We start from the raw sequence: 13092 nt of genomic DNA on the forward strand, positions 1-13092 counted from the left end.
GAGGGGGCTGGGGGTGCGTGACGATCTGGAAGGATGGTCGGCATGTCCCTGGATCCTCAGATCGCCGAGCGTCTCAAGCGTTCCGACGACGGCCTCGTGTGCGCGGTCGTCCAGGATCGCGCCACCCGCGAGGTCCTCATGGTCGCGTGGATGAACGACGAGGCCCTTCACCAGACGTTGACGACCGGCCGGGCGGTGTACTGGAGCCGCTCTCGGGGCGAGCTGTGGCGCAAGGGCGACACCTCCGGCCACATCCAGGAGGTCCACCGCGTCGAGATCGACTGCGACGGAGACGCGCTGCTGGTGACAGTCACCCAGCACGGACCCGCGTGCCACACCGGCGCCACCACCTGCTTCCAGGCCGGGGGAGACCTGCACGCCGTGGACGCGGAGAGCCTCGCATGAGCCAGCCCGTCGCGGTGGCCTGGGGCCAGACCTGGCCCACGCTGGAGGGTTTCGTCGACCTGGGTCGGACGCACCGCGTGGTGCCGGTCGTGCGTCGCGTGCTCGCCGATGGCCTCACGCCCGTCGCGGTCTACCGTGCGCTCGCCGGCGATCGCCCCAACACCTTCATCCTCGAGTCCGCCGAGCCCGACGGCACCCGCGGTCGGTACTCGTTCGTGGGCGTGCACGCACGGGCTGCGCTGACGGTGGACGGCGACGAGGCTCGCTGGTCCGGCGACGTGCCCGTAGGTCTCGCGGACGGCGCGCCGCTGGACGCCATCCGCCGCGCGCTGCACGAGCTGCGCTCGGAGCCCATTCCGGGTCTGCCTCCGCTCACGGGGGGTCTGGTGGGCGTGCTGGGCTGGGACATCGTCCGCCAATGGGAGCCCACGCTGCCGCAGAAGGCGCCGCGCGAGCTCGACGTGCCGGACGCGCACCTGCTCCTGGCCACCGACGTGGCGGCGATCGACCACCAGGACGGCTCGGTGTGGCTGATCGCCAACGCCGTGAACGCCGATGCGCAGGCCAGCGGCATCGAGGGTGCCTACGCCGATGCGGTGGCCCGTGTCGATGCGATGGAGCGAGCGCTCGTGGACGCCCCCGCGGGTGATGTCTCCGCGCTGGACGCCGACGCGGTGGAGCCGTCCGTGAGGCAGCGCTCGGCGCACGGCGAGTACGAGGACATGGTGGCGTTCGCCAAGGGCGCGATCCGCGACGGCGAGGTGTTCCAGATGGTGCCGGCGCAACGCTTCGACGTGGACTGCGAGGCGAGCCCTCTCGACGTCTACCGGGTGCTGCGCACGCTCAACCCGAGCCCGTACATGTACTGCTTCCAGCTCGAGGACGACCTCGGCCGACAGTTCGCGGTCGTGGGCGCCAGCCCCGAGTCGCTCGTTGCCGTGCATCGCGGACGGGTCTCGACCTTCCCCATCGCGGGCTCGCGGCCGCGGGGCGCCACCCCCGAGGAGGACAAGAGCCTCGAGGAGGAGCTGCTCGCGGATCCCAAGGAGCTGGCCGAGCACGTCATGCTGGTCGACCTCGCTCGCAACGACCTCGTCAAGGTGTGCGCTCCCACCTCGGTGGAGGTGCTCGAGTTCATGAAGGTCAACCGCTACAGCCACATCATGCACATCTGCTCGACCGTGGTCGGCCAGCTCGAGGGCGCGCATGGGCCCGTGGACGTGTTCGCGGCGACCTTCCCTGCGGGCACTTTGTCCGGCGCACCCAAGCCCCGTGCCATCGCGTTGATCGACGAGATCGAGCCCACGCGGCGCGCGTTCTACGGCGGCGCCGTGGGCTACTTCGACTTCGCGGGCGACATGGACATGGCGATCGCCATCCGCACGTCGCTCATCGAGAACGGTGTCGCCCATGTCCAGGCGGGCGCCGGGATCGTCGCCGACTCGGTCCCCGCGAGCGAGGATCAGGAGACCAAGGACAAGGCCGCCGCGATGATTCGCGCCATCTCGCTCGCGTCACGCCTGCGTCCCGCGCGAGATGGCTAGACTGGCCCCACGACTGGCAAGGAGAAGGAATGTCGAGCATCGAGATCGCCCCGGAGAACCTCCCCGATGAGGCGCACGCCAACCACGGCAAGACCACGGCGGCGTGGGTCACCAACGGGGGCCTCGTCATCGCGGCGCTCGTGATCTCGATCGGTCTGGCGTTCCCGATCTGGCCCGTGGTCTGGGTCGGAGTCGGCCTGGCAGTCGTGGCTCTCGCGGTCGGGGGTGCCCTGCGCGCGCTCGGCCACGGGCAGCCCCTCACGTAGCGGCCCCTCATCCCGGTCGCTCGCCATCAAAGGAGACACGCATGAGTGACATCACCCCGCCCCCTCCGCCGCCTCCCGCGGCGCCCCAGCCCGGCGTCCCCGGCTCGGCCGGTCAGCCCCCGAACAACAACCTGGTGCTCGCGATCATCACCACGGTGCTGTGCTGCCTCCCGCTGGGCATCTGGGCGATCGTCAAGGCTGCGGAGGTCAACGGCAAGTGGGAGCGTGGCGACCACGCCGGTGCCCAGGAGTCCGCCGACACCGCCAAGAAGGTCTCGCTGTGGGGCATCGGCATCGGCGCCGTAGTCGGCATCGCGTACCTCGCGCTCCTCTTCGGCGGAGTCTTCGCGCTCGACGCGTCCGTCTGAGCCGTGTCGCTCCTCGAGAGGGTGGAGTCCGCGCAGCGCACCGCTGCGTCGCGACTCCACCCTCTCGTCGCGCCTGTGGCCGTCGCGGTGGCGACCGTCGCCGCGACCGCCTACGTGGCCCAGGTCGACCCCCACGAGGGCGGCCACTATCCGACGTGCCCCAGCCTGTGGCTCACCGGCTGGTACTGCCCGGGCTGCGGCTCGCTGCGCGCCATCCACGACATGGCCCACCTCGACCTCGCGGGAGCGTGGGGCATGAACCCGCTCGCGGTGCTCGTGGTGCCGTGGCTGCTGTGGCGCTGGGCCGCGTGGACCGCGGCCGCGCTGGGGCGTCCCGTGCGGCGCAGGCCCGCGCCGGCCTGGTCCCTCTACGCGCTGGCGGGAGCCGTCGTGCTCTACGCCGTGCTGCGCAACATCCCTGCCCTGGAGCCGTACCTGGCTCCGTGATCGCCCACGACCCTCCGGACCGATGGACGGGTCATCCGGACCTGGACGCGGCGGTAGCATGGTGGCCATGAACGGGGGAAGACGATGAGCGTTCTCGAGAGCATCGTGGCAGGCGTGCGCGAGGATCTCGCCGTGCGCGAGTCCGGCACGTCGATGGACGCTCTCAAGGAGCGCGCCTCCCGTCTGCCCTGCGCGATCGACGCCCGCCAGCTGCTCGCCTCCGACGCGGTCTCCGTGATCGCCGAGGTGAAGCGCTCCAGCCCCTCCAAGGGCGACCTCGCCTCCATCAGCGACCCCGCCTCGCTCGCCACCGAGTACGAGGCCGGCGGCGCCACCGTCATCTCCGTGCTCACGGAGGAGCGCCGGTTCGGCGGCTCCCTGGCGGACCTCGACGCGGTGCGCGCCAAGGTCGACATCCCCATCCTTCGGAAGGACTTCATCGTCACTCCGTACCAGGTGTGGGAGGCGCGCGCCCACGGCGCGGACGTGGTCCTGCTCATCGTCGCGGCGCTCGACCAGATGGCCCTCGAGAGCCTGGTCGAGCGGGTCCACTCGCTCGGCATGTGCGCGCTGGTCGAGGTCCACGACGAGGAGGAGGTCAAGCGTGCAGCGGACGCCGGCGCTCGCGTGATCGGCGTCAATGCCCGCAACCTCAAGACCCTCGAGGTCGATCGCCACACCTTCGCCCGCGTCGCGCCCACGATCCCGGACGGCATCATCCGCATCGCCGAGTCCGGCATCCGCGACGGCCATGACGTGGTCGAGTACGCGCGCATGGGCGCCGACGCCGTGCTGGTGGGCGAGGCGCTCGTGAAGGACAAGGACCCCCGCACGGCCGTGGCGGAGATGGTCGCCGCCGGCGCCCACCCCGCGCTGCGAGCGGTGCGTCCGTGACCGGTTCGCTGCAGCAGGCCCCCGGGCCCTTCTTCGGTGACTTCGGCGGGCGCTTCGTGCCCGAGGCGCTCATGGCCGCCCTCGACGAGCTGACGGACGCCTACGACAAGGCCCGCATCGACCCTCCCTTCACTCAGGAGCTCGACCGCCTCGCACGCGAGTACACGGGCCGGCCCAGCATCGTCACCGAGGTGCCGCGCTTCGCCCGGCACGCCGGGGGAGCGACGGTCTACCTCAAGCGCGAGGACCTCAACCACACCGGGTCGCACAAGATCAACAACGTGCTGGGGCAGGCGCTGCTCACCAAGCGCATCGGCAAGTCGCGGGTGATCGCGGAGACCGGCGCAGGACAGCACGGCGTCGCCACCGCGACGGCAGCCGCGCTCATGGACCTCGAGTGCGTGATCTACATGGGCGAGGAGGACACCGAGCGCCAGGCGCTCAACGTCGCCCGGATGCGCCTGCTGGGTGCGGAGGTGGTTCCCGTCACCACCGGCACGCGCACCCTGCGTGATGCGATCAACGAGGCCTTTCGCGACTGGGTCGCCAACGTCGAGACCACCAACTACGTGTTCGGCACCGCCGCCGGGCCCCACCCGTTCCCGGCCATGGTGCGCGACTTCCAGCGCATCATCTCCGTCGAGGCCCGTGCGCAGATGCTCGCGTTGGGCGGGCTTCCCGACGCGGTGCTCGCCTGCGTGGGCGGCGGCTCCAACGCCATCGGCTCGTTCGACGCGTTCCTCGACGACGACGGCGTGCGGCTCATCGGCTGCGAGGCGGCAGGAGACGGCGTCGAGACGGACCGTCACGCCGCGACCCTGACGGGTGGCCGCGCGGGCGTCCTGCACGGCTCGCGCTCGTACATCCTCCAGGACGCGGAGGGCCAGACCCTGCCGTCGCACTCGATCTCCGCGGGTCTGGACTACCCGGGCGTGGGCCCGCAGCACTCCTGGCTGGCAGAGATCGGCCGTGCCGAGTACTGGCCGGTGACGGATGCGGAGGCCATGGAGGCCTTCCGCCTGCTCAGCCGCACCGAGGGCATCCTGCCGGCGATCGAGACCGCGCACGCCCTGGCCGGCGCCCTCCGGCTGGGCCAGGAGCTCGGCCCCGACGCCACGATCCTCGTCACGCTGTCCGGCCGAGGAGACAAGGACGTCGAGCAGGCCGCGCGGTGGTTCGACATGCTGCCGGGACAGGACGCGTGAGCGCGCTCAGCGATCGCTTCGATGCGATCGAGGCGGAGGGCCGTGCAGCCCTCGTGTGCTACCTGCCCGTGGGCTTTCCCGACGTGGAGACGTCGATTCGCGCGATGCAGGCGATGGTCGAGGCCGGCGCGGACATCGTGGAGATCGGCCCGCCATACTCGGACCCGGTGCTCGACGGTCCGGTCATCCAGCTCGCGGTCGCCCAGGCTCTCGAGCGAGGAGTGCGGATGGCGGACACCTTTGCCGCGGTTCGCGCGGTGCGCGAGGCCGGCGCGGAGCCCGTGGTCATGTCCTACTTCAACCCGATGCTGCAGCACGGGCTCGACGCCTTCGCGCGCGACGTGCAGCAGGCCGGCGGCTCCGGGGTCATCACGCCTGACCTCACGCCGGACGCCGGCGCGGACTGGGTCGACGCCGCGCGCGCCGTCGACCTCGACACGATCTTCCTGGTGGCGCCGTCGACCACCCGCGAGCGCATGCATCTCACCGCCGAGGCATCTCGTGGCTTCGTCTACGCCACCCCCTTGATGGGAGTGACGGGGGAGCGGGCGCAGGTGGGCGACGCCGCCGAGCGCGTCGTCGCCGAGGTGCGCGAGGCCGGCGCCGAGCGCGTGTGCGTGGGCGTGGGCGTCTCGACGCGCGAGCACGCGGCTCAGATCGCCCGCTTCGCCGATGGCGTGATCGTGGGCACCGCCCTGGTGCGAGCCCTCGGCGAGGCGCCCGACCCCGAGTCCGGCATCGCCGCGGTGCGCGAGCGCGTGACGCAGCTCGCCGCCGGCGTGAGAGAAGGGCGCTGATGCGCACGTACATCCCGAGCCCTCCGGCCGAATGGCAGAGCTTCGCCATCGGCCCGCTCACCATCCACGCCTACGCACTGTTCATCCTCGCAGGCATCTTCTTCGCGCTGTGGTTCACCACCAAGCGGTGGGTGGAGCGCGGCGGCGACCCCGAGACCGTGGGCGAGATCGCCCTGTGGGCGATCCCCTTCGGGATCATCGGCGGGCGCCTCTATCACGTCATCTCGACGCCGGGGCCGTACTTCGGCGAGGACGGTGACCCCTGGGCCGCCTTCGAGATCTGGAACGGCGGCCTGGGCATCTGGGGAGCGATCGCGCTCGGAGCGCTCGGAGCGTACATCGGCGCCCGGCGCCACCATGCCTCGTTCTCGGCCTTCGCGGACGCCGCCGCCCCGGCGGTGCTGATCGCGCAGGCGATCGGCCGCGTGGGCAACTGGTTCAACCAGGAGCTGTTCGGCGCACCCACGACGGTGCCGTGGGCCCTCGAGATCGACCCCATGTTCCGTCCCGAGGGCTACGAGCAGTTCGAGACCTTCCACCCCACCTTCCTGTACGAGCTGCTGTGGAACCTCGCGGGTGCGGCGCTCATCGTCTACCTCGACAGGCGCTTCGACCTGCGCGGCGGCCGCGTGTTCTGGCTGTACGTGATGGTCTACGTCTCGGGTCGCCTGTGGATCGAGATGGTGCGCATCGACACCGCGGTGACCGTGGGAGGCCTGCGCATCAACGTGTGGGTGTCGATGGCGGTGCTCGCGCTGGCCGTGATCATGTTCGTGGTCCTCGGCAGGCTCCAGGCCGCGAAGTCCGAGCGCGTGCCGCGCGATCGCCTCGCGGCGCCCCGCACGGCCGATGCGCCCCAGGGCGAGCCTGCAGAGGCACCTGCGAGCGCGTCGGCAGAGCAGCCCGGCGAAGCCGTTATCCTTGCCGAGGACAGCGACGGCCCCACAGCGAAGGGCGCGACCGCATCGGCCGATCAGGCCGAGACGACCGACGACGACGGCCCGGCCACAAGCCAGGAGAAGTCATGATGGGTTCTTTACCGGAGCCCGGTACGCGGTAGGCTGTTCACCCGTGTGTTCACCGGGCGACGGCGCCCCGCAACCAACGAGTCCTCGGCGCCAGCCGGGGACGGCAAAGGACGGTGTGATGGCCGCTTACTCTGGCGCTCCCCAGCCCGGCTACGGGCTGTACAACCCCGCGTACGAGCACGACGCGTGCGGTGTCGCCTTCGTGGCGACCCTGCGTGGCACGCCCGGTCGCGACATCGTGGACGCCGGGCTGACGGCCCTCAAGAACCTCGAGCACCGCGGAGCCGTGGGCGCGGAGACCGAGACCGGCGACGGGGCGGGTCTGCTCACGCAGGTCCCTGACCGCTTCCTGCGCGCCGTGGTGGATGTCGAGCTCCCCGACGCTGGCCACTACGCGGTGGGCATCGCGTTCCTCACCCCAGGCGAGGAGGACGCGCAGATGCGCGCCTTCGAGCAGGCCGCCCAGTCGGAGAGCGCTCAGGTGCTCGGCTGGCGGGACGTTCCCGTGAACCCGGAGCCGCTGGGACCCTCGGCACGCGCCGCCATGCCGGTGTTCCGGCAGGTGTTCGTGGTCGCGGACGGACTCTCGGGCATCGAGCTGGACCGCCGCATCTACCGTGTCCGCAAGCGTTCGGAGAAGTCCGGCGGCCCGTTCTTCGCGTCGCTGTCGAGCCGCACGCTGACCTACAAGGGCATGCTCACCACGTACCAGCTCGAGCAGGTGTTCCCCGACGTCACGCACGAGCTGTTCGAGTCCGAGCTGGCGCTGGTGCACTCGCGCTTCTCGACCAACACGTTCCCGTCGTGGCCGCTGGCGCAGCCGCTGCGCGGCATCGCGCACAACGGCGAGATCAACACCGTTCAGGGCAACCGCAACTGGATCACCGCGCGCGAAGGCACCATGGCCTCCGAGCTGCTGGGCGACATGGCGGACCTGATGCCCATCTGCACGCCCTCCGCGTCGGACACGGCCTCGTTCGACGAGGTCCTCGAGCTGCTGCACCTGAGCGGACGCTCGATGCCGCACGCAGTGCTGATGATGATGCCCGAGGCGTGGCAGAACAACCAGGAGATGGACCCTGCACGGCGCGGGTTCTACGAGTACCACTCATCGCTCATGGAGGCCTGGGACGGCCCCGCCGCGCTGCACTTCACCGACGGCACGCTCATCGGCGCGACCCTCGACCGCAACGGGCTGCGCCCCGGCCGCTTCTGGCTCACGGACGACGGCCTCGTGGTCGCCGGGTCCGAGGCCGGTCTGCTCGACATCGATCCGGCGAAGGTGGTCCGCAAGGGCCGTCTGCAGCCGGGACGCATGCTGCTGGTGGACACCGCTGCCGGTCGCATCGTCGAGGACGAGGAGATCAAGTCCCAGCTCGCGGCCGAGCACCCGTACGAGCAGTGGGTCAAGGACAACGCCGTGCGGCTCGCGGACGTCCCCGACCGCGAGCACGTGGTGCACTCGCAGGCCTCCGTCAAGCGCCGCCAGCGGGCGTTCGGGTACACCGAGGAGGAGCTCAAGAAGCTGCTCACGCCCATGGCCGCCACGGGCATCGAGCCCATCGGTGCCATGGGCTCGGACACGCCCATCGCGGTGCTGTCGAGCCGGCCGCGCCTGCTGTTCGACTACTTCACGCAGATGTTCGCGCAGGTCACCAACCCGCCGCTGGACGCGATCCGCGAGGAGATCGTCACCGCGATCGGCGGAGCGATCGGCCCGGAGCCCAACCTGCTCGAGGCCACCCCTGAGCACGCGCGCAAGATCATCCTCGACTTCCCCGTGATCGACAACGACGAGCTCGCGAAGATCCTCCACATCGATGCGGACCCGCACCTCAAGGGAGTGTTCTCGGCCCGCAAGATCCGTGGTCTGTACCGCGTGCGGGACGGCCACGAGGGCCTGGAGCGCCGCCTCTCGGACATCTTCGACGAGGTCGACCACGCGATCGCGCAGGGCGAGTCCTTCATCGTGCTGTCCGACCGCGACTCGAACCAGGACTTCGCGCCCATCCCGTCGCTGCTGCTGACCTCGGCGGTGCACCATCACCTGGTGCGCAACCACACGCGTACCCGCGCCTCGCTCATCGTCGAGGCCGGCGACGTGCGCGAGGTCCACCACGTGGCGCTGCTCATCGGCTACGGCTGCGCCGCGGTCAACCCGTACCTCGCGATGGAGACCGTCGAGGATCTGGCGAACCGCGGCTACCTGGGCGACGTGACCCCGGAGAAGGCCACCGGCAACCTCATCAAGGCGCTCGGCAAGGGCGTCCTCAAGATCATGTCAAAGATGGGCATCTCGACCATCGCGTCCTACCGTGGTGCGCAGGTCTTCGAGGCCGTGGGGCTGTCGCGCGCGTTCGTCAACCGGCACTTCGTGGGCACTCCCAGCCAGATCGACGGCGTGGGCATGGACGTCATCGCGCGGGAGGTCGCCCAGCGGCACGCGGACGCGTACCCTCCGTCGGGCGAGCTGCCGCCGCACCAGCGCCTCAACACCGGCGGCGAGTACCAGTGGCGACGAGACGGCGAGGAGCACCTGTTCGACCCTCACACGGTCTTCAAGCTCCAGCACTCGACGCGCACCCGCCAGTACGACGTTTTTCGGCAGTACACCGACCGGGTGGACGATCAGTCCCGGCGTCTCATGACGCTGCGCGGCCTGCTCGAGTTCTCCTCCGACCGCCAGCCGGTGCCCCTCGACGAGGTCGAGCCCGTGAGCGAGATCGTCAAGCGCTTCAACACCGGCGCAATGTCCTACGGCTCGATCTCCGCGGAGGCCCACGAGACTCTGGCGATCGCCATGAACCGCCTGGGCGGGCGCTCCAACACGGGCGAGGGCGGCGAGTCCACCGAGCGCCTGTACGACCCCGAGCGTCGCAGCGCGATCAAGCAGGTCGCCTCGGGCCGGTTCGGCGTCACCAGCGAGTACCTCGTGAACGCGGACGACATCCAGATCAAGCTCGCCCAGGGCGCCAAGCCCGGCGAGGGCGGTCAGCTGCCCGGGACCAAGGTGTATCCCTGGGTCGCGGAGACGCGTCACTCGACGCCGGGCGTGGGCCTCATCTCGCCGCCGCCGCACCACGACATCTACTCGATCGAGGACCTCAAGCAGCTCATCCACGATCTGAAGAACGCGAACCCTAACGCGCGCATCCACACCAAGCTGGTGTCCGAGGTGGGCGTGGGCACCATCGCGGCAGGCGTCGCGAAGTGCAAGTCGGACGTGGTGCTGATCTCCGGCCAGGACGGAGGCACCGGCGCGAGTCCGCTCAACTCCCTCAAGCACGCGGGAGCCCCCTGGGAGATCGGACTCGCGGACACGCAGCAGACCCTGGTGCTCAACGACCTGCGCGACCGCATCGTGGTCCAGGTCGACGGCCAGATGAAGACCGGCCGGGACGTCATGGTCGCGGCGCTGCTGGGGGCCGAGGAGTTCGGCTTCGCGACGGCGCCCCTCGTGGTCGAGGGCTGCATCATGATGCGCGTGTGCCACCTCGACACCTGCCCGGTGGGCGTCGCGACCCAGAACCCCGAGCTGCGCTCGCGCTTCACCGGACAGGCCGACCACGTCGTGACCTTCTTCGAGTTCATCGCGGAGCAGGTGCGCGAGCACCTCGCCGCACTGGGATTCCGCACCATCGCGGAGGCGGTGGGCCACGTCGAGGCGCTCGAGACCCGCGCCGCGGTCGACCACTGGAAGGCGAAGGGCCTGGACCTGGGACCGGTGCTCGCGCGCCCCGAGCCGGGACGGTCGCTCATCAGCTCGACCACGCAGGAGCACGGGCTCGAGGTGGCTCTGGACCGCGAGCTCATCGAGCGCTGCCAGCCGGCGCTGGAGCGTCAGGAGAAGGTGTCCTTCGAGGTGCCCATCCGCAACGTGAACCGCACGGTCGGGACCATGCTGGGCCACGAGGTGACCAAGCGCTACCGCGGCGATGGCCTGCCGGACGGCACCATCGATCTCACCTTCAACGGCTCCGCCGGACAGTCCTTCGGCGCCTTCGTGCCGCGCGGCATCACGTTGCGACTGGTGGGTGACGCGAACGACTACGTGGCGAAGGGGCTCTCCGGCGGCCGCGTGATCGTGCGCCCGCCGCGCGAGTCGATGATGGACGACTCCAAGGACGTCATCGCAGGCAACGTCATCGGGTACGGCGCCACGGGCGGCGAGATCTTCCTGCGAGGCCAGGTGGGCGAGCGCTTCCTGGTGCGCAACTCCGGGGCGACCGCCGTGGTCGCCGGCGTGGGCGACCACGCTCTCGAGTACATGACGGGCGGCACCGCCGTGATCCTGGGGCGCACGGGTCGCAATCTGGGCGCGGGCATGTCCGGCGGAACGGCATACGTGCTCGACCTGCGCCGCGAGCGCGTGAACGCCCTCGCGCTGGCGGCAGGCGAGCTGACGCTGAGCGAGCTGGATCCCGAGGACGAGACCATCGTCCGCACGCTCATCGATCGCCACGTGGAGGCCACCGAGTCGCCGCGCGGCCGTGAGCTGCTGAACAACTGGGACGAGACACGGACGCGCTTCACGCGCGTGCTGCCCGCTCAGTACGCCCGTGTCCGTGATGCGCTCGCCGAGCTCGAGGCGAGCGGTGGTGACCTGCGCGCTCCTGGTGCGTGGGCCGAGTTCCTGGAGGTGACCAGTGGCTGATCCGCGCGGATTCCTGCGGACTCGCGAGCGCGAGCTGCCCGCCTACCGGCCGGTGCCGGTCCGTCTGCTCGACTGGAAGGAGGTGCGGGACGAGCTGTCGCGTGACGAGCCCACCCTGCGCCGCCAGGCGTCGCGCTGCATGGACTGCGGCATCCCGTTCTGCCACCAGGGCTGCCCGCTGGGCAACCTCATCCCCGAGTGGAACGACCTCGTGCGCGAGGGGCAGTGGGACGATGCGATCGACCGCCTGCACGCGACCAACAACTTCCCGGAGTTCACCGGCCGCATCTGCCCGGCGCCGTGCGAGACCTCGTGCGTGCTGGGCATCAACCAGCCGGCCGTGACCATCAAGAACATCGAGGTCGAGATCATCGACCACGCCTTCGAGAACGGCACCGTCGAGCCCCACATCCCGCAGCGGCAGACCGGCAAGACCATCGCGGTCGTGGGCTCCGGCCCTGCGGGACTGGCCGCCGCGCAGCAGCTCACGCGAGCAGGGCACACCGTGCGCGTGTACGAGAAGGACGACCGTCTGGGCGGCCTGCTGCGCTACGGCGTGCCGGACTTCAAGATGGAGAAGATCCACATCGACCGCCGCATCGAGCAGATGGAGGCGGAGGGCACGCGTTTCCGCACGGACGTCACCATCGGCGAGGACATCGCGTGGGACGAGCTGCGTGCCCGCTACGACGCGGTCCTGGTCGCCACCGGCGCGCCCCGTCCCCGTGATCTGCCGGCGCCGGGGCGCGAGCTCGAGGGCATCCACTTCGCGATGCCGTACCTGCACCAGGGCAACGTGGCGGCAGGGGGCGGCGACGTCGAGGACCAGATCCACGCGGAGGGCAAGCACGTCATCGTGATCGGCGGCGGCGACACCGGCTCCGACTGCATCGGCACGGCACTGCGTCAGAAGGCGGCATCCGTCACCACGCTGGCGATCGGCAAGCAGCCGCCCATGGAGCGTCCCAACGGAGAGCCGTGGCCCACGGACCCGCGCGTGTTCGAGATCTCCTCGAGCCACGAGGAGGGTGGCGCCCGCGAGTACCTCGCGTCGACGGTGGAGTTCCTGGGCGACGAGAACGGCCACGTGCGCAGCCTGCGCGTCGCGGAGACCCAGTACAACGAGGACGGCTCGCGCACGCCCAAGGCGGGCACGGAGCGCGAGGTCCCGGCGGATCTGGTGCTGATCGCGATGGGCTTCACCGGCCCGGAGACCGACGAGCTGTCCTCGCAGGGCGGGGTGGCGATCTCGGACCGTGGCGCGATCCAGCGCTCCGATGACTACAGCACCAACGTCCCGGGCGTGTTCGTGGCGGGCGACGCCGGTCGCGGCGCCTCGCTGGTGGTGTGGGCGATCGCGGAGGGCCGTGCGGCGGCCTCGGCGATCGACGCCCACCTGCTCGGCAGCACCGAGCTGCCCGCTCCTGTCACCGCTCATACTCACGCGATCCGCGCCTGAACCGGGTCCTGATACCCAGGCGCTC

General features: G+C 70.6%; 11 protein-coding genes. All 11 read left to right on the top strand.

The window, feature by feature from the left end; translation table 11 throughout:
* The first annotated feature begins 42 nt into the window (after positions 1–42).
* The 11 genes from hisI (at position 43) to Dac01nite_RS06135 (ending at position 13067) form a co-directional block, all read left to right on the top strand.
* A complete protein-coding gene (hisI, locus tag Dac01nite_RS06085) occupies positions 43–405 on the top strand; it encodes a phosphoribosyl-AMP cyclohydrolase (RefSeq protein ID WP_373307237.1) in 363 nt (120 codons plus the stop codon).
* Positions 402–1949, top strand: coding sequence for an anthranilate synthase component I (locus Dac01nite_RS06090; RefSeq protein ID WP_203654400.1), 1548 nt, complete (start codon positions 402–404; stop codon positions 1947–1949). Before hisI ends, Dac01nite_RS06090 begins: the two co-directional genes overlap by 4 nt.
* 29 nt (positions 1950–1978) lie before the next feature.
* Positions 1979–2215, top strand: coding sequence for an HGxxPAAW family protein (locus Dac01nite_RS06095; protein WP_203654402.1), 237 nt, complete (start codon positions 1979–1981; stop codon positions 2213–2215).
* Positions 2216–2256: 41 nt separating this feature from the next.
* Positions 2257–2583, top strand: coding sequence for a CD225/dispanin family protein (locus Dac01nite_RS06100; protein WP_203654404.1), 327 nt, complete (start codon positions 2257–2259; stop codon positions 2581–2583).
* Between the two features lie 3 nt (positions 2584–2586).
* Positions 2587–3030, top strand: a complete 444-nt coding sequence (locus Dac01nite_RS06105) for a DUF2752 domain-containing protein (RefSeq protein WP_203654406.1) — start codon at positions 2587–2589, stop codon at positions 3028–3030.
* A gap of 84 nt (positions 3031–3114) precedes the next feature.
* On the top strand, positions 3115–3924 hold the full coding sequence (gene trpC, locus Dac01nite_RS06110; protein WP_203654408.1) for an indole-3-glycerol phosphate synthase TrpC: 810 nt from the start codon (positions 3115–3117) through the stop codon (positions 3922–3924).
* Positions 3921–5129: a tryptophan synthase subunit beta gene (gene trpB / locus Dac01nite_RS06115; RefSeq protein ID WP_203654410.1), complete on the top strand. Its 1209-nt coding sequence runs from the start codon at positions 3921–3923 to the stop codon at positions 5127–5129. Before trpC ends, trpB begins: the two co-directional genes overlap by 4 nt.
* On the top strand, positions 5126–5926 hold the full coding sequence (gene trpA, locus Dac01nite_RS06120) for a tryptophan synthase subunit alpha (protein WP_203654412.1): 801 nt from the start codon (positions 5126–5128) through the stop codon (positions 5924–5926). Before trpB ends, trpA begins: the two co-directional genes overlap by 4 nt.
* Positions 5926–6954 (top strand): prolipoprotein diacylglyceryl transferase, encoded by a 1029-nt coding sequence (lgt, locus tag Dac01nite_RS06125; RefSeq protein ID WP_203654421.1) that lies wholly within the window; start codon positions 5926–5928, stop codon positions 6952–6954. Before trpA ends, lgt begins: the two co-directional genes overlap by 1 nt.
* Positions 6955–7072: 118 nt before the next feature.
* A complete protein-coding gene (gene gltB, locus Dac01nite_RS06130; protein WP_203654423.1) occupies positions 7073–11608 on the top strand; it encodes a glutamate synthase large subunit in 4536 nt (1511 codons plus the stop codon).
* On the top strand, positions 11601–13067 hold the full coding sequence (locus Dac01nite_RS06135) for a glutamate synthase subunit beta (RefSeq protein ID WP_203654425.1): 1467 nt from the start codon (positions 11601–11603) through the stop codon (positions 13065–13067). The genes gltB and Dac01nite_RS06135 overlap by 8 nt, the downstream gene beginning before the upstream one ends.
* Positions 13068–13092: the final 25 nt, after the last annotated feature.

Origin of the sequence: Demequina activiva (assembly GCF_016862815.1) — a bacterium.
In the GTDB taxonomy this organism is placed as follows: Bacteria; Actinomycetota; Actinomycetes; order Actinomycetales; family Demequinaceae; genus Demequina; species Demequina activiva.